Origin of the sequence: Mangrovicoccus sp. HB161399, from assembly GCF_013184745.1 — a bacterium.
In the GTDB taxonomy this organism is placed as follows: Bacteria; Pseudomonadota; Alphaproteobacteria; order Rhodobacterales; family Rhodobacteraceae; genus Mangrovicoccus.
This window is the reverse complement of sequence record NZ_JAATVU010000010.1, coordinates 66,998-92,113: the sequence shown is the minus strand read 5'-3', so window position 1 is coordinate 92,113 and position 25,116 is coordinate 66,998. Positions and strand designations below refer to the sequence as shown.

18 protein-coding genes and 3 pseudogenes are annotated in these 25,116 nt (G+C 68.2%); 11 read left to right on the top strand and 10 right to left on the bottom strand.

Annotated features, from left to right (window positions below; translation table 11 throughout):
- The first annotated feature begins 34 nt into the window (after nucleotides 1–34).
- Nucleotides 35–970 carry an MBL fold metallo-hydrolase gene (locus HCC78_RS07945; protein ID WP_172328216.1) on the top strand — a complete coding sequence of 312 codons (936 nt, stop codon included), beginning with the start codon at nucleotides 35–37 and terminating at the stop codon, nucleotides 968–970.
- Nucleotides 971–991: 21 nt separating this feature from the next.
- Here HCC78_RS07945 and HCC78_RS07940 read toward each other — a convergent pair whose 3' ends face one another.
- The 3 genes from HCC78_RS07940 to HCC78_RS07930 are packed head-to-tail and all read right to left on the bottom strand — an operon-like array spanning nucleotide 992 to nucleotide 2,587.
- Nucleotides 992–1,450: a MarR family winged helix-turn-helix transcriptional regulator gene (locus HCC78_RS07940; RefSeq protein ID WP_172328215.1), complete on the bottom strand. Its 459-nt coding sequence runs from the start codon at nucleotides 1,448–1,450 to the stop codon at nucleotides 992–994.
- A 50-nt stretch (nucleotides 1,451–1,500) separates the two neighbouring features.
- Nucleotides 1,501–2,130 (bottom strand): maleylacetoacetate isomerase, encoded by a 630-nt coding sequence (gene maiA / locus HCC78_RS07935; protein WP_172328214.1) that lies wholly within the window; start codon nucleotides 2,128–2,130, stop codon nucleotides 1,501–1,503.
- A complete protein-coding gene (locus tag HCC78_RS07930) occupies nucleotides 2,114–2,587 on the bottom strand; it encodes a MarR family winged helix-turn-helix transcriptional regulator (RefSeq protein ID WP_172328213.1) in 474 nt (157 codons plus the stop codon). The genes maiA and HCC78_RS07930 overlap by 17 nt, the downstream gene beginning before the upstream one ends.
- Nucleotides 2,588–2,750: 163 nt before the next feature.
- Between HCC78_RS07930 and hmgA the strand changes: the two genes are divergently transcribed.
- The 3 genes from hmgA to HCC78_RS07915 all read left to right on the top strand — a co-directional run bounded on the left by hmgA (nucleotide 2,751) and on the right by HCC78_RS07915 (nucleotide 6,686).
- Nucleotides 2,751–4,136: a homogentisate 1,2-dioxygenase gene (gene hmgA / locus HCC78_RS07925; protein WP_172328212.1), complete on the top strand. Its 1,386-nt coding sequence runs from the start codon at nucleotides 2,751–2,753 to the stop codon at nucleotides 4,134–4,136.
- A gap of 123 nt (nucleotides 4,137–4,259) precedes the next feature.
- On the top strand, nucleotides 4,260–5,513 hold the full coding sequence (gene fahA / locus HCC78_RS07920) for a fumarylacetoacetase (protein ID WP_172328211.1): 1,254 nt from the start codon (nucleotides 4,260–4,262) through the stop codon (nucleotides 5,511–5,513).
- 390 nt (nucleotides 5,514–5,903) lie between these two features.
- The gene (locus tag HCC78_RS07915) at nucleotides 5,904–6,686 is read left to right on the top strand and encodes a hypothetical protein (RefSeq protein ID WP_172328210.1); all 783 of its coding nucleotides are present in this window, start codon (nucleotides 5,904–5,906) and stop codon (nucleotides 6,684–6,686) included.
- On the opposite strand, the pseudogene HCC78_RS34740 reads toward HCC78_RS07915, so the two are convergent.
- Both HCC78_RS34740 and HCC78_RS07905 read right to left on the bottom strand, forming a co-directional pair.
- Nucleotides 6,683–7,057, bottom strand: a pseudogene (locus tag HCC78_RS34740) (hypothetical protein); the annotation flags it as partial. The gene HCC78_RS07915 and the pseudogene HCC78_RS34740 overlap by 4 nt on opposite strands.
- Nucleotides 7,058–7,075: 18 nt before the next feature.
- Entirely contained in the window at nucleotides 7,076–7,612 is a 537-nt protein-coding gene (locus tag HCC78_RS07905) for a LysR family transcriptional regulator (RefSeq protein ID WP_216671070.1), read from the bottom strand.
- A 655-nt stretch (nucleotides 7,613–8,267) separates the two neighbouring features.
- Between HCC78_RS07905 and HCC78_RS07900 the strand changes: the two genes are divergently transcribed.
- From HCC78_RS07900 to HCC78_RS07890, 3 genes are all read left to right on the top strand, one after another.
- Nucleotides 8,268–9,053, top strand: coding sequence for an MBL fold metallo-hydrolase (locus HCC78_RS07900; RefSeq protein ID WP_172328208.1), 786 nt, complete (start codon nucleotides 8,268–8,270; stop codon nucleotides 9,051–9,053).
- Nucleotides 9,054–9,160: 107 nt separating this feature from the next.
- Nucleotides 9,161–9,892 carry a class I SAM-dependent methyltransferase gene (locus HCC78_RS07895; protein ID WP_172328207.1) on the top strand — a complete coding sequence of 244 codons (732 nt, stop codon included), beginning with the start codon at nucleotides 9,161–9,163 and terminating at the stop codon, nucleotides 9,890–9,892.
- Nucleotides 9,893–9,998: 106 nt separating this feature from the next.
- Nucleotides 9,999–10,937, top strand: coding sequence for a ketopantoate reductase family protein (locus HCC78_RS07890; protein WP_172328206.1), 939 nt, complete (start codon nucleotides 9,999–10,001; stop codon nucleotides 10,935–10,937).
- Between the two features lie 94 nt (nucleotides 10,938–11,031).
- Here HCC78_RS07890 and HCC78_RS34735 read toward each other — a convergent pair whose 3' ends face one another.
- The 4 genes and pseudogenes from HCC78_RS34735 to HCC78_RS07860 form a co-directional block, all read right to left on the bottom strand.
- Nucleotides 11,032–12,600, bottom strand: coding sequence for a dynamin family protein (locus HCC78_RS34735; RefSeq protein WP_172328205.1), 1,569 nt, complete (start codon nucleotides 12,598–12,600; stop codon nucleotides 11,032–11,034).
- Nucleotides 12,587–13,660 (bottom strand): YcjF family protein, encoded by a 1,074-nt coding sequence (locus HCC78_RS07880; protein WP_172328204.1) that lies wholly within the window; start codon nucleotides 13,658–13,660, stop codon nucleotides 12,587–12,589. Before HCC78_RS07880 ends, HCC78_RS34735 begins: the two co-directional genes overlap by 14 nt.
- 753 nt (nucleotides 13,661–14,413) lie before the next feature.
- Nucleotides 14,414–15,307: pseudogene (locus tag HCC78_RS33625) on the bottom strand (IS3 family transposase); the annotation flags it as partial.
- Between the two features lie 101 nt (nucleotides 15,308–15,408).
- Nucleotides 15,409–15,666 (bottom strand): transposase, encoded by a 258-nt coding sequence (locus HCC78_RS07860; protein WP_172328200.1) that lies wholly within the window; start codon nucleotides 15,664–15,666, stop codon nucleotides 15,409–15,411.
- 189 nt (nucleotides 15,667–15,855) lie between these two features.
- Between HCC78_RS07860 and HCC78_RS07855 the strand changes: the two are divergent.
- Nucleotides 15,856–17,097: pseudogene (locus tag HCC78_RS07855) on the top strand (hypothetical protein); the annotation flags it as partial.
- A gap of 537 nt (nucleotides 17,098–17,634) precedes the next feature.
- On the opposite strand, the gene HCC78_RS07850 reads toward HCC78_RS07855, so the two are convergent.
- Nucleotides 17,635–17,859 (bottom strand): hypothetical protein, encoded by a 225-nt coding sequence (locus tag HCC78_RS07850; protein ID WP_172328199.1) that lies wholly within the window; start codon nucleotides 17,857–17,859, stop codon nucleotides 17,635–17,637.
- Nucleotides 17,860–17,955: 96 nt separating this feature from the next.
- Between HCC78_RS07850 and HCC78_RS07845 the strand changes: the two genes are divergently transcribed.
- From HCC78_RS07845 to HCC78_RS07835, 3 genes are all read left to right on the top strand, one after another.
- Nucleotides 17,956–18,852, top strand: coding sequence for a LysR family transcriptional regulator (locus tag HCC78_RS07845; RefSeq protein WP_172328198.1), 897 nt, complete (start codon nucleotides 17,956–17,958; stop codon nucleotides 18,850–18,852).
- A 146-nt stretch (nucleotides 18,853–18,998) separates the two neighbouring features.
- Nucleotides 18,999–19,190, top strand: coding sequence for a hypothetical protein (locus HCC78_RS07840; RefSeq protein ID WP_172328197.1), 192 nt, complete (start codon nucleotides 18,999–19,001; stop codon nucleotides 19,188–19,190).
- A gap of 866 nt (nucleotides 19,191–20,056) precedes the next feature.
- Nucleotides 20,057–24,952, top strand: coding sequence for an Ig-like domain-containing protein (locus HCC78_RS07835; protein WP_172328196.1), 4,896 nt, complete (start codon nucleotides 20,057–20,059; stop codon nucleotides 24,950–24,952).
- Nucleotides 24,953–25,116: the final 164 nt, after the last annotated feature.

The following is a 25,116-nucleotide window of genomic DNA, read 5'->3' as shown; positions in this document are numbered from 1 at the left end:
CGACTGATTTTCCACGGACAACTGGGAGGAAACCATGTCTGCCAACCTCAAGGCGGCCATCGCGGCCGCATGCCTTGCGGCCGGAGCCGCGCAGCCCCTGCTGGCGCAGGACGCCGATGCCCCGCGGATCGTGCTGCTCGGCACCGCGGGCGGCCCGTCGGTCAAGGCCGCGCGCGCCCAGCCGGCCGCGGCGGTCGTCCACGGCGACGACATCTACGTGATCGATGCCGGGGACGGGGTGGCACGCCAGATGGGCCTTGCCGGGCTCGACCCCCGCAAGATCCGCGGCGTCTTCATCACCCATCTGCATTCGGACCATATCGCGGGCTACGGGCCGCTGCTGCTGCGTGCCTGGGCCAGCGGGCTGCGGACTCCGGTCCATGCCTTCGGCCCGGCCTCGCTCGGGCAAATGACGGAGGACTACCTCAGCTACGCCAAATGGGACATCGCGCTGAGGATCGCCGACGAGGGCCGTCCGCCGCTCGGGGACCTGATCGACGTTTCGGAATTCGACGATGACGGGCTCGTCTATGAAAGCGGGCCGCTCCGGGTCACCGCGGTCGAGACCCCGCATGGCGATGCCGCCCCCGCCTATGCGCTGCGCTTCGACATCGGCGGCTGGGCGGCGGTGTTCAGCGGCGATACGGAGTACAGCGAGCCGCTGATCGCGCTGGCGCAGGATGCCGACGTGCTGGTCCATGAGGTGGTCAGCATCGAGGGCGTCGACGCGATCATCGAACGGATCGACCCTGGCAACGAGACGCTGAAGGAACATATCATCGAGGCGCACACCACCCTCGCCGATGTCGGCCGCGTGGCTCGGGAGGCGGGCGTGGGCAAGCTGGTGCTGACCCATTTCGTTCCCGCGGGGGTTCCGGGATTCGACACGGAAGAGCACTGGCGCGACGGCGTCTCGGCGACGTTCGACGGCGAGATCGTCGTCGGCGAGGACCTGATGGTCATCCGGTGAACCGGCGCGGTCCGGGAGGGGTCATCCCTCCGGGCCGGTGTCCCGCGGCGGGACGGGCAGGGCGTCCATCGCCCTGAGAAGCGCGTCGAGCCCCTGCTCCAGCGCGGCACGGTCGCCGGGCGCGAGCCGGGCCAGCGTCTCCGCCGCCACCGCCTCCACCTGCGGGAGGGCCGCCTCGAAGACGGCGCGGCCCTCTTGCGTGATCTCGAATTCGCGCAGGCGGCGGTCGTTGGGCGAGGTGCGCCGCGTGATCAGCCCGCGGTCCTCCAGCCGCTGCGAGGCGCGGGTCACCTGCACCTTGTCCAGCGTCGTTCTCCGCGCCAGCACGTTCGAGTCGATCGTGCCGTCCTTGACCAGGAAGAGCAGCCGCCATTCTTCGCGGCTGAGCCCGAATTCCTGCCCGTAGACGGAGGCCAGGCGGCGCGAAAATCCCTCGGCCGCGATGGCCAGGCGGTAGGGGAAGAAGGTTTCGATCTGCATGGGGTCTCCGGCCGTGTCCGGGTCGTTGCAACGGAAACGGCCGGGCGATGTCAAGCCTTTTCAGGCTGCTGCACGCGGTCGGGATGGGCGGCGGCAACCGCGGGAACTGTGTCGAGATGCGTGCCGATCCGCGACAGCCGGGGCAGCGGGGCGAGGTCGATGCCCCAGCGGCGGGCATTGTAGAGCTGCGGCACGAGGCAGATATCGGCGAGCGTCAGGCTGCCGCCCGCGCAGAAATCGCCGTCATCGACCATCGCCTCCAGCGCCGCTAGGCCGGGCGCGATGAAGTCGCGCATCCAGCTTTCCATGGTGATCCCGCCGCCCGAATTCGCGGCCGCATGGCGTGCGACGCGCAGGTTGCAGACCGGGTGGATCTCCATTGCCACCGCATGCGCCAGCGCCCGCACGCGGGCGCGCATCGCGGCATCGCCCGGCAGGAGCCCCAGCCCGCGGGTCTCGTCGAGATACTCGACGATGGCAAGCGACTGGGTCAGTTGCAGCCCGTCGATCTCCAGCACCGGCACCAGCCCCTGCGGGTTCCGCGCCAGATGCGCCGGGCCGCGCTGCGCGCCCGCCGTCAGGTCGACCGGCAGCGCCTCCCAGTCCAGCCCGGCCAGTCCCAGAGCGATGCGCACCCGGTAGCTGGCCGAGCTGCGCCAATAGTCATGCAGACGGATCATCCTTGTCCTCCATGTCGTCGAGAAGCCGTTGCAACCCTCGCTCGAAGCCCGCGAGCGCATCGCCCAGCCGCGCCTCGATCTCCGCCTGGAAGCCTAGGGCCACCGGCAGCATCTCCGCCATCAGCGCGCGCCCTTCCGGCGTCAGGCTCAGCTGCAGCAGCCGCCGGTCCGCCGGATCGACCGCCTTGGCGATCAGGCCCGCCGTTTCCAGGCGGGACGCCGCGCGCGAGACCTTGGATTTCTCCAGCGCCACCCGCGCCTCGATGTCCCGGACCGAGACATTGCCGGAATGCTCCAGATGCGCCAGCACCCGCCATTCCGCCACCGAGATGCCGAATCTGGCGCGGTAGAGCCGGGCGAGCCCTTCGGAAGCCCGCTCCGCCGCCACCGAGAGCCGGTAGGGCGTGAAACGGTCCAGATCGAAGCCGGGCAGGGCAGGATCATCCTGATCTTCCATGGAAATCTCCTTGTCCACCATGCCAGTTTCGCCCGCGCTACCGCTGCCTTGCAAGGGTCAAATCATTGCATATGCAACATCTAGCTTGACATCATTGCAAATGCAATGAATAACCAAGGCACAGGCCGGGACGGGAGACCCGGCCGCAACGGAGGATTTCACGATGACGAGCCACAGCCTTCCCGAGGGAATGGTCCGTGCGGCCGGGACGGCCGGGACGCATGAGGGCTACATGCCGGGCTTCGGCAACGACTTCGAGACCGAGGCCCTGCCGGGCGCGCTGCCGCAGGGCCAGAACAGCCCGCAGAAATGCGCCTATGGCCTCTATGCCGAGCAGCTCTCCGGCACCGCCTTCACCGCGCCGCGCGGGCAGAACGAGCGGACCTGGTGCTACCGCATCCGGCCCAGTGTCAAGCATGCCGGGCGCTTCGCCAGGATCGCGGTGCCCTACTGGAAGACCGCCCCCCACGTGACCACCGCGAAGGACAGCGCGGCGGCCAATGACATCGTCTCGCTCGGCCAGTACCGCTGGGACCCGATCCCGCATTCCGAAGAGCCGATGACCTGGATCACCGGCATGCGCACCATGACGACCGCGGGCGACGTCAACATCCAGGTCGGCATGGCCACGCATGTCTATCTGGTCAACGAGTCGATGGTGGACGAGTATTTCTATTCCGCCGACAGCGAGCTGCTGGTCGTGCCGCAGGAGGGCCGGCTGCGCTTCTGCACCGAGCTCGGCGTGATCGACCTCGAGCCCAAGGAAATCGCCATCCTGCCGCGCGGCCTCGTCTACCGCGTCGAGGTGCTGGAGGGCCCCTGCCGCGGCTTCGTCTGCGAGAATTACGGCCAGAAATTCGACCTGCCGAACCGCGGTCCGATCGGCGCCAACTGCCTGGCCAACCCGCGCGACTTCAAGTCCCCGGTCGCCGCCTTCGAGGACCGCGAGGCGAAATCCCGCGTCGTCATCAAGTGGTGCGGCGAGTTCCACGAGACCTGGATCGGCCATTCGCCCTTGGACGTGGTCGCCTGGCATGGCAATTACTGCGCCTACAAATACGACCTGCGCACCTATTCCCCGGTTGGCGCGATCCTGTTCGACCATCCCGACCCGTCGATCTTCACCGTCCTGACCGCGCCCTCGGGCCAGGAAGGCACCGCCAACATCGATTTCGTGCTGTTCCGCGAGCGCTGGATGGTGGCCGAGAACACCTTCCGCCCGCCCTGGTACCACAAGAACATCATGTCGGAGCTGATGGGCAACATCTACGGCATCTACGACGCCAAGCCGCAGGGCTTCGTGCCGGGCGGCATCAGCCTCCACAACATGATGCTGCCGCACGGCCCGGACCGCAACGCCTTCGAGGGCGCTTCGAACGAGCCGATGGAGCCGGTCTTCCAGGACAAGACGATGTCCTTCATGTTCGAGACCCGTTTCCCGCAGCACCTGACCGAATTCGCCGCCCGCGAAGCGCCGATGCAGGACGACTACATCGACTGCTGGACCTCGCTGGAGAAGAAGTTCGACGGCACGCCCGGCGAAAAATGACGCCGCCCCTCCGGGCAGAAAGGTCACGCGCCGCCGCCGGCTGTCCCGTCCGGCAGCGGCACAGGCGGCGGGGGCCCTTCCCGGCCCCCGCCGGTCCCGAACAGAAGACACGCGAAAGTTCCCATGACCCTGATCCGTTCCTGGCTCCCGGCTGCCAATGACGCGGCCTGTCCCTTCCCGCTCAACAACCTGCCCTGCGGCGTGTTCTCGGTGGCAGGCGGCGCGCCCCGCTGCTGCACGGCGATCGGCGACAAGGTGCTCGACGTCGCGGCGCTGGCGGCCGCGGGCCTCGTCGCGGTGCCGCCGGGCACCTTCGATGCGCCCGCCTGGAACGCCTTCATGGCCCATGGCCCGGCGCTCTGGGCCTCCTTCCGGGCCGAGCTGACGGCGCTTCTGGGCGAGGGCTCGGACAGCGAAGCGGCCGTCGCGCAGCATCTGGTGCCGCTGGCGGAGGCGGCGCTCCACATGCCGATGACGGTTGCCGAATACACCGATTTCTACGCCTCGAAGCACCATGCGATGAATGTCGGCACGATGTTCCGCGGCGCCGAGAATGCGCTGCCGCCGAACTGGCTGTCGATCCCGATCGGCTATAACGGCCGGGCGTCCTCGGTCGTGGTCTCGGGCACCGAAGTGCGCCGCCCCTGGGGGCAGGTGAAGGGACCGGACGACGCGCTGCCGCGCTTCGCGCCCTCGGCGCGCTTCGACATCGAGCTGGAGCTCGGCGCCATTGTCGGCCAGCCGAGTTCCGGCCCGGTGACGGTGGCCGAGGCCGGGGCGATGATCTTCGGCTATGTCCTGCTGAACGACTGGTCGGCGCGCGACATCCAGGCCTGGGAATACCAGCCGCTGGGGCCGTTCCAGGCCAAGGCGACGGCGACGACAATCAGCCCCTGGATCGTGACGGCGGCGGCTCTGGAGCCGTTCCGCGTGGCGATCCCGCCGCGCGAGCGCGAAATCCTGCCCTACCTGGAGGAGGCGCTGCCCGGCCTCTACGACATCGCGCTGGAGGTCGGCCTGACCCCCGAGGGCGGCGAGGAAACGGTAATTTCCCGCACGAATTACTGCGAGATGTATTTCTCGGCGGCCCAGCAGCTGGCGCATCACACGACCAGCGGATGTTCGATGCGCGTCGGCGATCTTCTCGGTTCCGGCACGATCTCGGGGCCAGAGAAGGGCAACCGCGGCAGCCTGCTGGAGCTGAGCTGGGGCGGCAAGGAACCGCTGGACCTGCCCGGCGGCCTGACCCGCAGCTTCATCGCCGACAACGACACCCTGACCCTGCGCGGCGCCACGAAAGGCGACGGCTACACCATCGGCTTCGGAGAGGCCAGGGGCAAGGTAATCCCGGCCCTTGAACATCCCTACGAACGATAGGTGCACTGCGGGCCGCAGGAGACGTCATGCCTTCGCCGCCGCGGCGCGTCGCAAGGCGCATTCCCTTGGCTGCAAGGCTATCCAGCGTGCCTGGTCCGTGTCCGGCAAGACGGTTCCGCTCCGCCGCTGCGCTGAGCCGGTACTGATTGCCCGCACGCCGCGCGGTGCGTGCGATCGTCATGTCGGCCCTGGTTCCGGCCGATCCCTTGCCTTGCGATGGCGGCGGCCGCTTCCGATTGTGGCCCCGCCGGTCGGGTGCAATGCCGCCTGCCCGCGCGGATCGGCCTGTCCGTCCGCGAAGGCGGCACCTGCCAGCTTGCGGAACGGCCCTGCAAGCGCGGCAGATTGACGGCGCCGCGGTTCCAGAGCGACACGGTGGGAAATCGGGCCATGCACTGCCGGGAACTGTTCGGAGACGACGCGCACGAGGGGCTCCTGCAGCGCGCGGCCGCGCTCTGGAGCCTGATGCGCGGCGATCCCCGCGTTGCCCATTGCGGAACCGTGCTGTCGCTGAGCGATCCACGGGGGGACACGGCGGAGATCCTGCCGGGACTTGCGCGGCTGCAGGGGCTTGGAATGTGCTTCTTCCTTCCCGGTTCCGGGCTGGAGCCGGTGATGGACGAACTCCGCGGCCATGGCCTGCGTGTCGCCTCGAGCCCGATCCATCGGGGCGGCGCCGCAGCCCATGCCGCGAGCCGGACGCTTCTGGCCGCGCGGACCGTTCCGGAGGGGCTCGGAATTCTCCGGCTGGACGCCGGTTCGCCGTCCGCGCCGGTCACGGCGACGGTGGAGCTGTGCCGGTCCTGCGGGCTTCCGACCATGCCGGGCGAAGCGATGCGGGGCGGGATCCTGCCGGGTCTCTGCCTGGTGGCCATCGACAGGGCGGGCGCGCCGGTGGCGACGGCCACGTCCTGCGCGATGCATGCGCCGGTATCTTCGCGCGCCGGCAACGCCGGAGGATCTCCGGGGGCAGGGCTTGGCCGGCAGCTGGGCGCCATGGCCATCGCCGAGATGTGGCAAGAGCAGGGCATGCGCAGCTTCCGCACCGGCGTCAAGGAGGGCAACCTGGCCTCGCAGGCGGCGTGCGCGAACCTGCGGATCGAGCGGGCGGAGCTGGTGACGGCCTTCTGCTTCCAAGGTGCCCGCCTGAAGACGGGCCGGGCCGGAGCCTAGCCTGCCGGGCCCGGGTCCTGCAGCCGGGCCGCGGCGGCCAGCAGCCCCTCCCTCGGCCAGGCATGCTGCGCAACGCCGGTGCGGCCGGGCATGTCGAGCCCCGTGCGCGGCACCCGGGCCGAGGCCGCGTTAATCCGGGCCAGCCGCCCGGGCAGGAACGACACGAAGCCGCCGTTCCGCTTCGCCTGGAACTGGGAGGCAAAATTTGGGAACCTCCAGGGTGATGCGCGTGCCAGCCTGCCCGCGCCGAGCCTGCCGTCCACGGAGCCCCGCATGGCGCCGCTGCGGCCCCGCCGCAGGATGACATGGCGCAGCCGGCAGAGCTCTTCCAGCGGGATGGCCTGGCCGTCGCGGGGCCTGGGATAGCTGGAGGCGCAGACAAGCGTCTCCTACCGGAGCGGCAGCGCCGGATATTCCGGCGGCGCGGTTTCGCCGATGCCGACCGGCAGGTCGATGCCGCCGTGTGCAAGAAGGCTTTCGGCCCCGGCCTCCGGCTCCGGCGCCCCTTCGGCGGGGCGGTCCGCCTGCAGCACCTTCGCCGCGGTGCCGCGGCCAGGATGCCGGCCGCATAGGCGCCCAGCAGCGTCTCGTGCAGGAACCCGCTGCCGCAGGGGCGGACCGTGAACCGCGTCTTGCCGGGATCGAAGGTCTCCGCCGCCAGGAGTCCGCGCGGCTCCGACGATCTGCGCGACCTGCGGCTCGAGGTCCAGCGGCTCGTGCGTCGGCACGATGCCGTGCGCGCTGCGCAGGAAGAGCTCGTCTCCGAAGGCTGCCCTCAAGCGCTTGACCATGCCCGAGACCGCGGGCTGGGTCGGCGCCAGCCGTTCCGCGGCGCGGGTGACGCTCCGCTCCGGGCAGAGCGCGTCGAACGTTGCGGGCAGGTCGAGATCGAGGCTCCTGATGTTGGCCATGGCGATGTCATTCATGGCAAACTGCGATTGGATCAGTGGCAGGATGCGGCCTATCCATGCCGAGCGGGGCGGAGACCGGACATGACGACCGTTACGGCGACGCGGCCATCCATTCCGTGCAGGCGCACCATGCCGCGTCCGGGGTTGCTCTGGCGCCGGCCTATTGCCTCAACGGGGAGCACGTGCCGTCGCTGCGGACCGGCATCCGGGATGCCGAAGTCGGGATCGCGGCCTGTGCCTCAGGCTGCATGCGCAACCACCCCGGCGGGCCGATGGCGGGCCGGTTTTTCGCCGGGGGAGTCTCGGTCAGCCCGGAGCATCGCGGCTGCGGCCCCGGCCTGCGGGCGAACGCGGCACTCCTTGCCGGGGCCGTGGGCGTTTCGGCTGGCCCTGGGTTCTCGAAAAACCCAAGCCGGACAACGCCCCCTCGGCCGCGATGATTTCCCGCTGCGGGCTGAAGCGCGATCCTGAGCGGGTGACGATCGGGCTGGCCGGCAGCGGACGCAGCGTGACGCGGTGTGGCGCGGGGTATCCGCGCCCCTTCCGTCCGTCCGGGCCGGGCCCTGCGGCAGACAATCTTGCCATGAAGTGGGTGCCCGGAATGCAACCGTGGGAGTTTCTCGGGAAACCTGCTAGGCTGCTCTCCGGCAGGGATGGAGGGGCGGAGCCCATGAAGATCCGGCTTTTGAACGAGAACCTCGTTTCCGATCTGCTCTGGCTGGCGGAATGGGGCTTCTCCGCCTGGGTGGAATACGGCGGGACGAACATCGTCTTCGACACCGGCTGGTCGGATGTCTGGCGCCGGAACGCCGAGACGGCGGGCGTCGACCTGCAATCCGCCGATGCCGTGGTGCTGTCGCATTTCCACAGCGACCATACCCGCGGCCTGCTGTTCCACCCTTTCGAGGACAGGAAGCGGCTCGTCCTGCACCCGCGGGTCCTGAGCGCGCTGCTCGATCCGTTCATCGAGCCGCCCGACCGCCACCTTCCCCACAGGTATTCCGAGATCGAGCGGAAGATCCGCGCGGATTTCGAGATTGTCGAGGCCGCGGAGCCGCATGAGATCGCACCCGGCGCGTTCTTCCTCGGGCAGATCCCGCGGGTCGTGCCGTTCGAACGCGGCCGCTATTACGAGGATGCGATGGAGGATGACACGGCGCTTGCCTTCAGGACCTCCGAGGGCGCGGTCGTGCTGACAGGGTGTTCGCACAGCGGCATCTGCAACATCTGCACCCATGCGAAAGCGGTGACCGGCCAGGACCTGCATGCCGTCATCGGCGGGTTCCATCTGGTCAATCCCGAGAAGCCTGCCGTCGACGAGACGATCGCGTGGTTCAAGGCGGAAGGCATTCCGCGCCTTCTGCCGGTCCATTGCGTGTCCTTCGACATCCAGGCGCGGCTCCAGACCGAGTTCGGCTATGACAGGCCCGGTGCGGGGTCGCTGATAGAAATCTGACCGCCCCGGGCCGTTTGGGCCCAGTGCCCGATCGCACGCCAGGCGGGCTTCGGGAAAGGGGGCATCCATGATAGGTTGTGCGCAGCATTTCGGAAGGATGCTCCGCCATGGCAGATTATTCCGAATTCGGCACCCGCGAACGCGACGGCTGGTCGGATGGCAGCATCGTGGACGCCTATGTCCGGCATTTCGGTCCCATCACGGACAGCATTGCCCGCGAGATCGTTGCGACGCAGATATCGCCCGGCGACGAGGTGCTGGATCTGTGCTGCGGCCAGGGAACGCTCACGGCGGCGCTTGCCGCGGGCGGCGCGGCGGCAATGCCGTTCGCGGACGCGCAGTTCGACAAGGTCGTGTGCAATTTCGGGATGATGCACATAGCCGACCAGCCCAAGGCGCTGTCCGAAGTCAGGCGCGTGCTGAAGCCCGGCGGGCAGTTCGCTATGGCGACCTGGGTCGGTCCCGGCGCCTCGCCGGCCTTCGGTGCGGTCTTCGCTGCGCTCAAGGCCAATGCAGATTTCTCGGCCGCGCCGGCGCAGCCCGACCTGTTCGCCTTCGCGGATCCGGACACGGCGCGGGAGATGCTGGCGGGCGCGGGGCTGGACTTGGCCGAGCACCGCACGCTTCCCGCGGCCTGGAGGCTGGAGCGGCCGGAGGAGCTCTTCGAGATTTTCCTGACGGCGACCGTGGGCGCCGGAATGCTGATCCGGAGCCAGACCGCGGAGACCGTCGGGAAAATCTCCGGCGCGATCACGAGGAGCGTCCGCGAAAGCCATTCCGACGGGGAGTGGTACACCGTGCCCGCGCCCGTCGCGATGATTTCCGCGCGGGCCGCGTGAACCGGCCGGCGGTCCGCTGCCGGTCGGCCGCGCGGGCGGCAGGCGCCATGTTCCGGACAGAACGCAGGCGGGCCAGATCCAGGCTCCCGCCGGGAAGGGAGGCTGCATGAGGACGATCATCTTTGGCGCCGGTGCGATGGGGTGCTTCTTCGGTGCCCGGCTGCAGCGCAGCGGTCACGACGTCACCTACATTGCCCGCGGGGCGCATCTGGACGCGATGCAGCGCAACGGCCTGAGCATCGAGAGCCGCTCGGGCAATTTCCGGCTGGACCGGGTCGATGCGACCGGCGACGTGTCGAGGGTCGCCCGCGGCGACCTGATCTTCTTCGCGGTCAAAAACTACGACGTCGAGCAGGCGGTCCGGCAAATGGCGGGCCTCGTGGGACCTGGGACCGCGATACTGACGGTGCAGAACGGCGTCTGGGCGCAGCCGGTGCTGGCGGAGGCCTTCGGCGCGGAGCGGGTCCTGCCGGGTGTCGTGCTGCTCCCGGCGGACATCAGGGAACCCGGGGTCGTCAGGACCCCCGCCGAGGCGCAACTGGGCGGCATCACATTCGGCCCCTACGGCGGAGGGACGTCGGAGCGGGCCGCCGGGCTGCACGCCGCCTTCCTGGAGGCCGGCGTTCCGGCCACGCTGTCGGAGGACATCTGGCGGGCTCTCTGGGAGAAATTCATCCGGCTTTCCGCCTATTCGGCGGCGACCGTCTCGGCAAGGCTGAACATCGGCGCCATCCAGCAGACGGAAGCAGCGCGCAACCTCCTGGAATCGTTGGTCGGAGAAGCCGCGGCGATCGCGCGGGCGTCCCATGCGGCCATCCCCGCGGATGCCGCCCGGAGCGCCTTCGATTTCCTCATGGGGCTGCCGCCGGACATCCACGCCTCAATGCTCGACGACCTGCTGCGCGGCAAGCGGATCGAGCTTGACTGGATTTCCGGCGAAGTCATCCGCCGCGGCCGGGACCTGGGCATCCCGACGCCGTGCCACGAATTCGCCTATGCCGTGCTGTCGCCTTTCATCGGCGGCCGCCCGGAGGGCAGTTTCTGACGTCGCCGGGGCAGGCGGGCATGCGCGCAATCCGCCTCTGCCCGTGCCGTCCTGTCCGCCGGCATGGGACCATGGGGCGGCGAAATCGGGCCGTTCAGCTTTGCCCGCCGCCGTCGCCGTCCGGTTGCGAATACCGCCGTCCGATGGCCGAGATCGCGCTGCGCAGGCCCGACCCGGCGCGAGACGCCTCCTTCCGTGCGCCCGAGGTCTTTCCCTCGATGCGGAGGCGGTTCCGCTGCGTGTCGAGCGCCGGGCCGATGAGGCTGCCGATGCGGTCGCGCAGCCGGTCGACATGCCAGTCCGGCGCGGCAAGAACGACCGGGATCGTGCTGGCGGCGATGCGCGGGTCGTCCAGGTCCTTCTGCACGGCCTCGACCACCTCGACGACGCGCTCCATCGCGCCCTCGGTCAGATGGCCCTCGGGGAAGGGCCAGGTCTCCAGCACCTCGTCCACGCAGGAAACGGCAACGATGGCCGGCGGCATCCGCCGCCGCGGGTCGCCGGAGACGGCGTTGCGCAGCGCCGCGATCGCCGAACGGTCCGCATCGCGCGCGGGCCGGTTGGCGCGGACCGTCCAGATGACGAGATCCGCCCGCGAAAGTTCCGCGGCGACCTTCTTTTCCAGCTCCTTCGAGCCGTCGAGCCCGGGCATGTCGAGGAGGACCGCATCCACGCCGGCGAAGCATGCCGGATAGGCCTTCGGCGCGTCGGTGGTCGGGATCACGTCGACCTCGGCAAGATCGCTTCCCAGCAGCGCGTTGACGAGGCTCGACTTGCCGGCGCTGACTTGGCCGGCAACGGCGATGCGCAGCGGCATGTCCCCCGAGGCCAGGCGCGCCCGGTCCAGATCGCTTGCGGCAAGGCCGAGGTCGAGCAGTTCGGAGTCAGAAAATCTCAGCCGTCCGGAATAGAGATCGACCGCCGCCGCCGCCACTTCCTCGAGCAGGAGCGCCTGCAGGATGGCCGCGCCCTCGCTGGTGACGAAGGACGTGTGGCCTTCGGCAATCACGCCCTCGATCTCGCGCAGGACGGCCGTGGGCAGGGACTTGACCGCCCGGATCACCCGCCATGCGTTCCAGCCGTGCCTGCGGATCTTGCGCGCGACGTCGCGGCGCTCCCATAGCCAGAGCAGCGTGCCGACCGAGATGCTGTCCGAGAACGGGACCTTGTCGCGGATGTCGGACCGCAGGCGCACCGAGATCCGGTCCATGAGAAGCAGGGCCTCGGGCACGGTGAAATCCAGCAGCCCCTTGCCGCCCTTTCCCGAGGCGGCCGCGACCATCAGCACCACGTCCAGCGCTGCCGGCTGGAGCTCGTCCCAGGGCAGGGGACTTGCCGTCTTTTGCTCGATGTATGACTGCGCGGCCCGGAATGCCGCAGTTTCGCTCTCGCCCCAGGCCGGATCGATCCGGGCATGCAGCTGGTCGGGGCGCGCCGCCTGTCCGGTGTCCCGCGACCGCATCCAGATTCGCGCCAGCCGGATGGCAGCCACCACGCCCCCCAGCGAGATCGAGGCGACGATGAAGGCAACGAGATGGCCGTGCTCGATCATCCACGCGAAGCCTGCTGCCATGGCCGCCAGGAAGGGCAGCGCCAGCGCCGCGACCGCCAGGATGCGGTCCCAGCGCAGCAGGGCCGGGCGGAGGCGCTCAGCCAGCTTCATTCGAGGACCTGTCGAAGGCGCGCCGGTAGACTTGGCGCAGCTCTTCCTCGCCGGGCGGGCTGCCGTTGGCCGTCCGGTAGAGGAAGTAGGCCGCGGCGCGTCCGAGCGCGTAGGTGGTCGCGAAGCTGATCGCCCCGGCGGCGGCGGCTCCGGCGGTCTGGCCGTAGACCGGGACCAGCTTGGCCAGCTCGCGCAGGCCGAAATTCGCCGCGAACCGGGCGCCGATGCCCAGCCCCATCGTGCCCAGGAATGCCGAGCCGATCTTCCGGTCCCACTTCACCCCGTAGCGGCGGCCCAGGTCGTGGAGCATCTTCAATTGCGTGGCGGGTACCGCGACCATGCCGACGACCGGGGCGACGTCGCTGGTGAACGCAACCCCGGCACAGGACAGGATGAAGCGCTTGTGCTTCTGGAACTCGAGCTGCTCGGCATCGCCTGCCCGGGTCTTCTCGAGGACCAGCCCGGCCGCCGGGAGGGCGTCCAGCAGGAGCTGCCGGAGGACGTCGAGCCCCTCGCCGTCGGCGGCCCTGCCGGGCGCCAGAGACAGCACGGCGGCAGGCAGGTCCCGGCCGGCGGCCCGGTTCATCCCGGCGGCAATGGTGCGCTCTGCGCGTTCCAGCGCACCGGGATCGACGACGAGGTCCCTGCCGGTCAGGACCAGAATGGCGGGCATCTTGCGGTCGTGGCGCAGGATGTCGGCCAGCGCGCCGGCAACCATGCCCTGCACCGGATCGTCGAGACGGCACAGGACGAGCAGCACGTGGCTCCGGTTCCGGCAGGCTTCGAGATCGTCCTCCGGCCGGTAGCCGGATTCTCCCAGGCCGCGCGTGTCGAGGAAGCGGACGAGCGGCTGCTCCGGCGGGAAGTCGTAGCTCCGGGCGGAGCGCGTGCAGGGCTTGAACCCGTTTCCGATTTCGGCGGCGGATTCCCCGGTGAGGGCGCAGACGAGCGACGACTTGCCTGCCCCGGTCTTGCCGAGCAGCCATACGACGGGGCAGGCGGGTCCGCCGGACGCGCCGCCCGGCCCTGTCTTGGAGTGCCCGGATTTCATGTTCAACATATGGTGTTCCAGCGGCGTGCCTGTCTGCCTGAGGGAAAGATCCGGCAAAACGGCGCCAGGTTCAACAGGCATCGATGGCGGGCCGGGCAGTTCGTCCTGACGGCACATGTGCCAGGGCGATGCAGAGGGGGGCGGGAGGTTTGAACCGCTTCGGCACTGTGCCTCGCCCGACGGGACCGACATTCGGAGGTGGAAGCGCGCAAATTCCAGGATTGGGTGGCTGCCAAGCCGGATGGCGCCGCGGCCGGACTTGATCGGCTGACCGGCAGGCGAATGCAGTGCTGTCGCCGACAGGTTGGAGAGGAACCTGTTTCAGGTCCATGGCGCCCGGCTGCAGCTTCGCTCCCGTCGAAGGTTGCCGTTTGGTTAGTCGAAACCAGGGTTGGTAGGATCAGGTAGCCGTACGGGGACTGTCGTGCCGACGGAGAAAACGCTGCGCTTGCAGAAAAATGCCCGGATACGGTGTCAGCGTGGCGGTCGCCGCGGCGATCAGGAGGCGGGTGCCCGTGTTTCCGGGCCGGTCAATTCAAGCGGGAAATTCTCCGGTGGGAGAATTGAGGAGCGGAGGGCCGGAGCCCATCGGGCGGCAGGCCCCCGCGTTTTCCCCGGCGCGGCGCTTGATCTTGGCACCAATGTCCCGATTGTGCCGTCGAGCCGGGCGGCATTGCGGGCCGGACTGCGGGACGCCGGTGCCTTGGTCGGCCGCAATGCTGGAGCGGGATCTGGCCTGCTGCCGGTTTCGTGGAGATCGGGCTAGGTTTGCATGGCTCGGGCTTCAAACTCTACCGGACTTGGATGGCCCAGCCTCGAATGCCGGCGTCCCAGGTTACAGAAGCATTCGATTTGGTCAAAGACGTCAGCTCGGGCGGCGTCACGGGTGCGGTAGACCTTGCGCGCGGTCCGTTCGGTCTTGAGGGAAGAACAGAAGCTCTCCATGCCGAATTGTCCCAGACGTTTCCAGCTCTGCTCATCGAGCATGTGATCCCATGGTCGAGCAACAGCCACTGGAACTGCTTGCTCGTGTATTGCGCCCCCTGGTCCGAATGGCCAAGCAGCTCGCCGTCCTTGCCGCGGCGCCAGACGGCCGTCATGAGCGCGTCCATGACCAATGTGGCTCGCGATCCGCCGTCATTGACCAGCCCACCACGCGTCGCGAGAACAGGTCCGGCATCGAGCCATTGCCCTTGGACCAATGGCGAGGCGCCACATGGAGCCGGCCCTCGGCCGTCCAGATGCAGCTGAAGTCCGCGAGCCACTTCTGGTCCGGGGCTTCCGCGCGGAAATCGCGATCCAGAATATTGTCGGCGATGACGGATCGTTCGCCATCGTCTTCAGGCTTGCCGGGACGCCTGGGACGGGCCCGCATGGCATTCTGCCGCATGAGCCGCTCGATCCGGTGCAGGCCGCAGGCCAGACCCGCCGGGCACCCTAGGTGCGATCGCTCGCCTTGAAGCTCCTGTCGATCGCTTGCACGAGCTTTGCGCCATGGGCCGCGCGCTCGCCGAGCAGTCTTCTGAGCCACGCGTGGAAGCCGGATCGGGAGACATCCAGAACCTCGCACATCCAGCTGACAGGCCAGATATGCCGATGCTTCGCAACGAAGGCGAAAGTCATGTCGCTTCCCGCGCGAAGTATGCTGCCGCCTTCGCCGGGGAGGGCTCCGCCCGTCCAGCCCTCAAGTCCTCCACAGGAGGATTTGCCGCCGGCGCGGACCGCCTGAACTTCTCCGGACTGCTTTCCGATCCTCCTCAGTTTGGGATGTCGCGCTCCGCCTTGAGTTTGGCGGCCTCTTTCTTCGGGGCCGCGATCTCCGCCAGCTCTGCGCGTTGCTGCCCATTGCCGGGGAAGGCGGATGCAGGAGCCGCGTTGGCTTCCCTGATCCATCGGCGCGGGACGCTCTCTGCGACCTCTGGATCCCGGCTGGCCCGAACCACGGCGGAGCCGCGTTCCTGCACCAGCCTCGCGGCCTCGATCTTGAACTCTTTTCTGGCGGTCCGTCTCTTCATCTGCTGTCTCCGGTGCCGTGGTCACGATCTTATCTTCGCGTCCGCGAAACCGGCAGCAGGCCAAGCCGCCGATGCTGGTCCGGGTCGCACTGGCGAGCCGTGCTTGTCTCCGGTACCTGACCAGGCAGGGCGCTGAAGCGGTCGGGCTACGACGCCGGTTCCACGACGCGAGTAATCTGCGGCGGATCAATGGCGGAGACGGGCATGCGCGGGGCCGATGAGACGTGTTTGGACGTGGAGCCCGCGGCGTGCATCCACGCTGGGCATCCGCTGCGAAAGCGCCGGCAGGTGGCAAAGCGAGCCATGGAGCCGCGATGAGTCTGATGCCCGTGGCGAGCGCGCTGGCCAGCCTTGATGCTGGACGCGCGGTCGTCTGCGTCGATTCCGGCCGTTCCGCGATTGCCCCCGCGCGGCTGATCCACGCCAGCCTGCAGGAAATACTGTTGTCGGTACGGCGGCATCTGGAGCAGCTGCAGAACAACCTGGCGTTTCGCTGGTTCGCCGCGTCGGCCTCGTCGACGTCCTGCGGGTCCCGATGATGCGCAGGAAGAACCGCGACAGCCTTCTGGCCACGGACGTGCCGCGCAAGGTCATGGCTGCCGTGCTCGCCCACCGCGAGGTCGCCCCGCTGCTTCCGGACGGTCATTTCTCGGTCGGCGGAGCGCTGGCGAAGGCGTTCGCCATTGGTCCCGAACCATGTCGACTACATGCCTCGCCGCGGAAGAAGAGGGTACGGCCGACGGAGCACGGCGATGTGCCACCGCAGGACGCCACCAGGCAAGATCAATCCTCCCAGCCCGAAACTGAAACCCGCCCGATGCCGCCTGCCGCCAGACCAAGCCGCAATGCCGAAGCCGTTCGGACTCTCTCCCATGCCGGTGGCGTTCGTGTCCCCGCTCCCGGAGGTGGGCGCCGAATTCGACGCAGGCTTGCGTGACCGATCCGGGTGCGCGGCACTGCCGGAAGCCGCGCGGCACCGGAGCGACGCCGTGGGTCACCGGGGCATCGTGCCAGGGAAAGTCGAAACGGCTTTGCCGCCCAGGGCGACCTGACCGGCGGCGACGGGCACGCCGCGCGCAGGGCCGGGCAGGTCTTGATGCACCGCCACCCACCGAACCCGACCCGGTGGCTGACGCTGGGCATGGAGGTGCCAGCGGATGCGTCATCGATCCGAGCGCCGTTGAGGGGGGATTGGCCGACATCAGGCAGGCTCGCATCGACCCGCAGGCCGCGCTGTTCTCGGCGATCGGCGGACGGACCGCTCGGCGCGCGGGCCATGCGCTGTTGCAGAGGTACCAGAAATGCATTGAGGCGTTCTCAGGCTGGCCCAAGACTGTGGGTGTCGCGGCGCAGACTGTCCATCGCGGGGCCGAGCGGGTGCGATCCCGGTTGACTGTCCTGGCGGCGGCAAACCTCGCCCGCTTGCCGAGGTGCTGGCCATCCGAAGATGGCAACCGCCGCGCTACCTATGCAGCGTGGCCACCAATGGCCGAGAGGTTGCGCCGCTACGTCCCCAAAAGGCGCAGGCCATTCTGTTCGCTCGACTATTTTCAGCACCTTGCCAGGTCCCTCGCCGCCGTCGCTGCCCTTTCCCTGCCGGACTTCGGCGCATGCCGCCACAAGGCGTGCTTCGCGTTGGACATGGCTCGGCTTGCCGGGCTGCGCTGCGAGGGCCCTGACGACATGGGCACCCCGCAGCCAGCCGCCCCAAACGACCGCAGCATCCGCGGAGGCTAGCCGGCTTTTCCGCGCGACGGATTGGCAGGACGACCGGCACCGGGAAATCTGTCGGCCGCCGCGGGCGGCCCCCTTTCCAGTGCGGCAAGCGGCTTCCTGCGAATCCGCGGCGGGCAAGGCCTGCCTTTTGCCCCGCGCGGCGCCCGGACCTAGCTGACGTCGCCGTCCGGCTCTCCCCGATGCAAGCCAGGGCCCCGTGCAGAGCCCGCCACGGTCTGCCGGGCCGCGGGATCAGCCCCTTTCGGGAAGAAACAGCATCATCTCCTGCAGGTCGAGGTCGCTCGAGAAGGCGGCGGGGCTGCGCGCGACCATGTCGCGGACGAAATCCCGCTGCGCCCGCGCGTCGGCGGACGGATCCTCCGGTGCCGGGCTCGGTGCCGGGGCGATGGCGCGGCGCCGGAGCCGCGGCCGAAGGAAAGCGAACGGGCCGAAGCCGGAAAGCGGAAGGGTTGCCATGTCTGGAGTCCTCTCGGCGCAGCTTGATCTGTCCCTGATCTTACCTTGCGGCATCTTGCGCTGGTATCAGTCCCGCCGTTGTGCTGTTCTGCAAAAATGAAGAACCGGTTCCGCAACTGGTCGGATGTGGCAACCTTCCTGGCAGTCGTCCGGGAGGGCTCCACGCTGGCCGCGTCGCGGAAGCTCGGCATCGCGCAGCCGACGGTCGCACGGCGCATCGAGGCGCTGGAGCACGAACTGGGCCTCGTTCTTTTCGAGCGCGGCAACCGGGGGTTCCGCCCCACCGGTGTGGCCCGCGCCCTCGTGCCGCTGGCGGAGGACCTGGAGGCAGCGGCCGGGGCACTTGCTGCGCGCGCCCTCGATCTCTCGCGGCCGCGGCCGATCAGGATCACCGCCTTTTCCGCCAATTTCTCGCCGCGGGTGAACCAGATCTTCAGCGAGTTCTCCACGCGGCATCCCGAGATCCGGTTCGAGTTCCTGCCCGGCGTCGCGCCTCTGGACCTCTCTGCGGGCGAGGCCGACATCGCCCTGCGGATCACCCGCACCCTGCCTGATCCGTCGCTCATCTGCCGCCGGATCAGCACGGCGCGGTTCACCCTCTTCGGGTCGCCCGGATATGCCGCGCGCCACGGGCTGCCCGCATCTCCCGGAGACCTGCGGGGACATGTCTTCGTGACCTACGAGCCCAGGGATGCGCCCGCGGTCTATCACGACTGGCTGATGCGCTACGTGCCGCCCGAGCAGATCGCCATGTCCTTCAGCGAGATCGGCCTGCTGGAGGCGGCCATCCTGTCCGGGCACGGGCTGGGGATCATGAATCTCAGGTTGGCCGAAGCCGACGAAGCGGCGGGGCGGCTCCTGTGCTGCTTCGATGCGCCCGAGGAAATGTCGGCGGAGCACCTGATGCTGGTGTCCCCGGAAGCCTACCGCCGCCCGGAAGTGAAGGCATTCACGAAATTCTTCGCGCCGCGCTACGCCGCCCTCTTCGCATAGCGGGGCCGCAGCACACGAGCCTGGCCTGGCCATCGCTCCGGCGCCTGTTTCAATTGAAACAGGCCGCGACATCCGGCTGAAACAGGCTGCGCCCAGGATCGGCGGCGGCCGCCCGGGGCCTTCCGGGCATCAAGCAGGAGGAAACGATGGGCGATCCATACCGGAACTTCAATTTCCAGGTCTCTGCAGGCGGCACCGCGGCAGCCGGCGGAGATGCCGATACCGACCTGACGGAGACGATCGAACTTTGCGCCGGGGCCTTGGTGCCGCTGGAGGACAGCATTGCAGTGGACAGCTTTGCCCTGGTTTTCGCGCAGGAGCCTGATTTCGGCTGGTAGCAAGCCGTCCCGCCGGTCCCCGCCATCCGGCCGAGCTGCCGCTGGTCCGCGGGCCGCCCGGCATTCCAATTCCCCCGGCCGAAGCGGCAGGCAGGGACGAATGGCCGGCCTTCGCTGCCGCCGCGCCCAAAGCAAGGCGGAGCCTGGCGCCGCGGCGGGCGGGGGCCGCATGCTACTGCATCCGCCATGGTCCATGCGGGACGGCGAGGGCAGGCGCCGGTTGCTCCTCTGCGGTCCGGCGGCCGCCTTGCGGACCAGGCCCGAACGTGAGGCACGCCGACCGTGGGCCGAGTTGGGCCGACTTGGGGCAAGTGAGTCGAATTCGCCGACGGCATGCGGAAAATGCACGCATAGGTAGTATTCGTTGGTAATGCAAACGCACCAGTTGTTCATATCGTGCCAAAATGCACCTCTTGGTTGCATATTTTGCACAAAAAATAGACACACCGTTCCATCTCCTCTCATGAAGTGATTTTTATATTGAATTTCGTGATTTCGGGTGGCCTCCGCGGTGATCGCGCAGGCGCGGGCCTTTTCTGCGAAGGCAGCGCCGGGAAAATCACTTGCCAAGAAAAACCAGTCGGAGAATAGTTAAATTTACGTTAACGGTCGCTCGACGAGCAAGGACCGCGCGTGCCGGAATTTCGAGTCTGAAAATCTGAACCGATGCCGCCGAGGGCAAGTGCGCGGAGCCTGTCTCCCGTGCAGGGCGGCACCATCATGTCCATGCCCATCTGCCCTCGTTGGCAGTCGGAACGTTTGTGCCGGCACCTAGGCCGTACCTGGCAGTCGAGCTCACATCCCGCATCTCCTGCAGGACGCAGGCAAGCTGCGGAATGGCTGGCTGGAGCAAGGGGGGGCTCGCCATGTCGGACGCATCTTCGATTGATACCGTCGATTTCTCGGTCGGAACGGACAAGCTGGACTATCTTCCGGGCAGTACCGTGACCATCACGGCATCAAATGTCACGGTCGGCGGAACGGTGGAGTTCCGCATCATGCATGTCGACGGCGCAGGCCCTGACGGCATCTACGGCACGCTGGATGACCAGCTCGATGCCGGGGCCGACGGGATCTACGGCACAGCCGATGACGGCTACGGCCCGGCACCGGGCGGCTATTCCTCCGATCACGATGCCTTCTACGCCATCGACGGGGTCGGGCTGGAAGGTCTGGACGGCCTGGCCGGGACCGATGACGACCTTGTCTACGACGCCGAAAGCGGCCGCTATGTCGTCTACAATGCCGATTTGGACAGCTACGAAATCAGCTGGCTGCAACCCGATCTCGACGGCGAGAAGAACGGCCAGATCGTGACCTCCTGGTATGTCCGCGAGCCGGACTCGCTGGGCGAGCGCTTCCTGCTCACGGCCTCCGAAATCGGATCGACCGGCGCTGACGGCCTGCCCGGCGGCGGTGACGACACCTATTCCGCGGTCGCCTCGGCCAGCTTCACCGACGCCCAGCCCGCGCTGAAGGACCACCAGCACTGGGAGAACCTGCAGGAGAGCTGGACCAAGAACGCTGTGAACGACACCACCGCGGGCTATCTCGAGGGCGATGTCGTGCCCCACCTGTTCCACGTCACCGACATGGCGGCGGGCGGCACCTACAAGCTGATCCTGAATTTCGACTATTTCCAGGGGTCCTCGGGCGCCGGCGGGTTCATCTATCTCGATGAATACGACACGACGATCAACAATCCCGGCACCACGTCGAACCCGGATTTCCCGGACGCGGCCGGGCTGTTCGGCGACGGCACCTACACCTTCACGGACCAGGATGCGGGCGTCCTGCCGGTCGATGCCCCGGCCGTGAACTTCTTCGTCGATGACACCGATCTCGACATCACCAGCCTGACCTACCTGGCGCTCGACACCGGCAGCGGCGACAAGCTGCGCACCGCCGAGATCGTCTTCACCATCGACGCGGCGGCAGACACCAGCGATTTCACCATCTATTACGGGCTTCGGCTGGCGCTTCCGGGCGAGGCCTACGACGATGCGCCCGGCGCCGCCGATTTCACCGGGTCCAGCCTGCGGGTGCAGACCGTGAACGATCCCTCCGACCCGATCGACGTGCTGTCGACCGGCGCCATTCCCTTCTCGCTCGATGCCGTGCTGCGCGGCGTGATCTCGGGCTGGAAGTGGAACGACCAGGATTCCGACGGCAACTGGGACGAGGGCGACGGCGAAACCGGCATGGCCGGCGTGATGATCCAGCTCTGGCGCGATGCGGACGGCGACGGCGCGCTGACCGCGGCCGACGAGCTCTATTCGACCACGACGACCAGCGACGGCACCACCGACGTCAATGGTGACGGCAGCATCGACGCGGCCGGATACTACGAGTTCTCCACCGCGGTGCAGCCCGACAAGCCGCTGCTGAGCGGCGAGACCTATTTCGTCTCCGAGGTGGAGCCGGACGGGTTCGTCCAGACCTTCCCCTCCGCGCCCGACCACTGGGGCGGCTTCCTGATCTCCGGCGCGACGCCCGAATACCGGGGCCTCTACGAGGTCGGGGCCGAAGGCGACGGCACGCTGAACTTCGGAAATGCCTCCCGGGCGACGATCACCATCATCAAGGAATCCGCGCCGATCGGCTTCGATTTCGATTTCACGCTGACCGACGGCACGACCTCCGAGCAGTTCACCCTGACCGACAATGTCAGCGGCACGGGGATGAATGCCGACGGGCTGAACTACATCACCTACACGCTGCCGGCCGACTTCGATTTCGGCACGACCTTCTCGGTCTCGGAGGCCTTCTCCTCGATCTACTGGAGCACCGGCTGGTACATCGACACGGATGGCGACCTTTCCTCGCCCGAGGCGGCCGGCACCGGGCTGCAGACCAGCGAATTCTCGGTCAGTCCCGGCGACGACATCACGGTGCTGTTCCTCAATACCGGCAGCAGCCTGCGCGAGAACGAATTCGTCCTCGAGAAGGGCGTGGTCTGCGCGCCGGGCACGGCGGACGAGGAATTCTTTGCCGCGGATGCCGAATGGGGGCCGAGCTTCGTCCAGGACGATGACGGGCTGATCACCTTCAAGTACGTGCTGGTGAACAACAGCGCCGGCGACCTCGCGAATGTCCGCCTCTCCGACGTTCTCCATGTCAGCGGCGGCACCGATCTGGGCGCGCCGGGCACCGCGAACCCCGAGGACGGCGTGGACGTGGTCTTCGACGCCACGAATTCCTGGTCGGATGCCTCGATCAGCTATGACGGCGGCGACATCATCATCGGCACACTCGCGGCCGGATCGGCTGTGGAGATCTACTACGAGGCCGGCTGGGTCGAGGGCAACCACAAGGACACGGCCGTCGCCTCGGTCGACATCCTTGGCGAGACCTTCTCCAGCGCGCCGGACTCGGCGCATTACTTCGGCGTCTCCGACATCGACATCGGCCTCGCCAAGACGCTGCTCTGCGACGGCAACCCGCTCTCTGACGGCGCGACCGTGACCGAGGGCTCGGACATCGCCTACGAGCTGGCCTTGTCCAACAACTCCAATGTCGAGCTCATGGTCACCGTCGCAGATCCCGCCTTCTCCGATGCCGCGCTGGTCGCGGCCTTCGGCGCAGCCGATGCCGATGCCGGCATGGACGGCTACCAGATCATGATCGCCGCGGGCGCGACACTCTCGGCCACGCTCTCCGCCACGGCCGGGGCGAGCGCGGGCACGGATCCGTCGGATCCGGACGGCTGGATCGCCAACACGGCGACGGCGAGCACGGAATACCAGGCGGATTGCGGCAGCGACGGCGACCAGGCCAGCGCCTCGGCGGCGTATTTCGGCGTGGCGGACATCGCGCTGAGCCTGGAGAAGACGCTCTATTGCGGCGCCGACCCGCTGGAGGACGGGGCGACCGTCGCCGAGGGGGCGGAGCTGCACTACGTGATCGAGCTGTCGCACAGCTCGAACGTGGAGCTGGCGGTGACGCTCGAGGACAGCATGTTCGGCTATGACGCGCTGGTGGCGCAGGCCGGGGCGGATGCCGACGGCGACGCGGCGAACGGCTACCAGGTGATGGTGGCGGCCGGCGCGACGGCGGTGCTGGACCTCTATGCCACGGCCGGGGCGAGCGCGGGCACGGATCCGTCGGATCCGGACGGCTGGATCGCCAACACGGCGACGGCGAGCACGGAATACCAGGCGGATTGCGGCAGCGACGGCGACCAGGCCAGCGCCTCGGCGGCGTATTTCGGCGTGGCGGCGGGGATCACCCTGCAGAAGCTGGTCTCCGTCGATGGCGGCCAGACCTGGCACGATGCCGACGACCCGACCGGGCCGCTGGTGGTCGACACGCCGGACAACCATCCGGTCTTCGGCTATTTCGTGATGAATACCGGCAATGTGGCCCTGTCCGGCGTCACCCTGTCGGACCTGATCCTGCAGCCGCCGGGGGAGGCGCCCTTCGACCTTGACGGGCTGTCCGCGGACTACGTGACGCTGGACGCGGCCGATCCCGATTTCTCGGTCGCGCTGGACGAGGGCGGCACGCTCGGCTTCGATTTCACCGGTGTCCCGACCGCGGCCGATGCCGACGCCTATGGCGACCCGGACAGCGGCGACGGCGCCTTCACCCTGGCGACGCTGGGGGCGGGCGAGGCCTTCTTCCTCAGGTACGAGGATGCCTCCTGGGTGGAGGGCCAGCACGAGAACCGCGCGACCGTCGTTGCCTCGGCTCCGGATCTGGACTGCGGCACCATCCCGCCGCTGACGGCCTCGGATGACGCCGCCTACAAGGGCGTCAAGGGCACCATCGTCACCAATACCGAGCATTGCGAGATCGATGATTTCCGGATCGTCTTCACCAATGACATGCGATCCACCAGCGGCACGTCGCAGAACCTGAAGCTGACCACGACGAATGACGGCCAGTTCTATATCAAGGGCTTCCAGGAGATCGTCGATGCCGATGGCGACGGCAGCCCCGATCCCTTCACCTGGAAGTTCGAGTTCGACGGGTTCTTCATGCCGCACGGGGCGACGCCCTTCCACATCGTGCGCGACGAGGACCTGCACGAGAACGAGCATGGCTGCGTGGTTCCGGACTTCGAGAATGCCATCGCCCAGTTCAAGCTGGACGATCCGCAGATCCAGTTCAGCTGGGACGACATCAACGGCGACGGCTCGATCGATCCGGGCGAGAAGGTGACGGTGCTGCTGCAGGACTGGCAGGCGCCCGATCTCGACACGGTGATGCTGACGCTGCATCTGGAAGCCTCGCAGAAGGGCGAGACCGGCTGGACGCCCTTCGATGCCGATGGCGACGGGGTGGCAAGCGACGTCATGGACAACCCGGAAGTCGGCGGCGAGGACCGGGCAACCATCCTCGACGGGATGGTCTGGGACTTCAACGCCTATTCGGGCGCCGATGCCGGCAGTCTCGAAGCGCTCGGCGAGAAGGAGGTGACCAGCTACAACCGCGTGCCGGCCTTCAAGGGCGGCCATGCGGTGTTCATGGACGCGAACGGCAAGCCGGTGGAGGGGGTGGACGTCCTCTTCCTCGACTCTCGCCAGAGCGGAGTCCTGGCCTCCGGCAAGACCGACGCGGACGGCATCTTCGACATCTACTACAACATCAACAAGGGCGGGAAGGCGCAGATCACTGCGGTTCACGACGCCAACGGCAACGGCGTCTTCGATCCCTGGGAAGAGCATATCAGCGACGATATCGGCGGCAAGAACAAGTACTTCGCCTTCGAGGCGGCGTGGGACGCACAGGCCGACGCCTTCCATTTCGACCTGGGCTGAACCCCGCGGCCCGGACCCGCACCCTGCCGGGAGGCAGGGTGCGGGATTTCCTCTGGCAGCGGCAAGGCGCAGGATGCCGCCAGGGACGGCGCGGCGGACCTGCAGGTCCGGGGAGCACCGGAGCGGACCATCCTCGCCGCGGGCCCGCCGGCTGGGCGGGACGC

Excerpts from the sequence above, each read along its gene's own strand:
- HCC78_RS07895 (WP_172328207.1), top strand. The coding sequence starts at position 9,161 with ATGGCAGATTATTCCGAATTCGGCACCCGCGAACGCGACGGCTGGTCG.
- fahA (WP_172328211.1), top strand. The coding sequence starts at position 4,260 with ATGACCCTGATCCGTTCCTGGCTCCCGGCTGCCAATGACGCGGCCTGT.
- HCC78_RS07840 (WP_172328197.1), top strand. The coding sequence starts at position 18,999 with ATGGGCGATCCATACCGGAACTTCAATTTCCAGGTCTCTGCAGGCGGC.
- HCC78_RS34735 (WP_172328205.1), bottom strand. The coding sequence starts at position 12,600 with ATGAAGCTGGCTGAGCGCCTCCGCCCGGCCCTGCTGCGCTGGGACCGC.
- HCC78_RS07880 (WP_172328204.1), bottom strand. The coding sequence starts at position 13,660 with ATGTTGAACATGAAATCCGGGCACTCCAAGACAGGGCCGGGCGGCGCG.
- HCC78_RS07915 (WP_172328210.1), top strand. The coding sequence starts at position 5,904 with ATGCACTGCCGGGAACTGTTCGGAGACGACGCGCACGAGGGGCTCCTG.
- hmgA (WP_172328212.1), top strand. The coding sequence starts at position 2,751 with ATGACGAGCCACAGCCTTCCCGAGGGAATGGTCCGTGCGGCCGGGACG.
- HCC78_RS07860 (WP_172328200.1), bottom strand. The coding sequence starts at position 15,666 with ATGAAGAGACGGACCGCCAGAAAAGAGTTCAAGATCGAGGCCGCGAGG.
- HCC78_RS07905 (WP_216671070.1), bottom strand. The coding sequence starts at position 7,612 with ATGAATGACATCGCCATGGCCAACATCAGGAGCCTCGATCTCGACCTG.
- HCC78_RS07845 (WP_172328198.1), top strand. The coding sequence starts at position 17,956 with ATGAAGAACCGGTTCCGCAACTGGTCGGATGTGGCAACCTTCCTGGCA.
- HCC78_RS07945 (WP_172328216.1), top strand. The coding sequence starts at position 35 with ATGTCTGCCAACCTCAAGGCGGCCATCGCGGCCGCATGCCTTGCGGCC.
- HCC78_RS07890 (WP_172328206.1), top strand. The coding sequence starts at position 9,999 with ATGAGGACGATCATCTTTGGCGCCGGTGCGATGGGGTGCTTCTTCGGT.
- HCC78_RS07850 (WP_172328199.1), bottom strand. The coding sequence starts at position 17,859 with ATGGCAACCCTTCCGCTTTCCGGCTTCGGCCCGTTCGCTTTCCTTCGG.
- HCC78_RS07940 (WP_172328215.1), bottom strand. The coding sequence starts at position 1,450 with ATGCAGATCGAAACCTTCTTCCCCTACCGCCTGGCCATCGCGGCCGAG.
- HCC78_RS07835 (WP_172328196.1), top strand. The coding sequence starts at position 20,057 with ATGTCGGACGCATCTTCGATTGATACCGTCGATTTCTCGGTCGGAACG.
- maiA (WP_172328214.1), bottom strand. The coding sequence starts at position 2,130 with ATGATCCGTCTGCATGACTATTGGCGCAGCTCGGCCAGCTACCGGGTG.
- HCC78_RS07900 (WP_172328208.1), top strand. The coding sequence starts at position 8,268 with ATGAAGATCCGGCTTTTGAACGAGAACCTCGTTTCCGATCTGCTCTGG.
- HCC78_RS07930 (WP_172328213.1), bottom strand. The coding sequence starts at position 2,587 with ATGGAAGATCAGGATGATCCTGCCCTGCCCGGCTTCGATCTGGACCGT.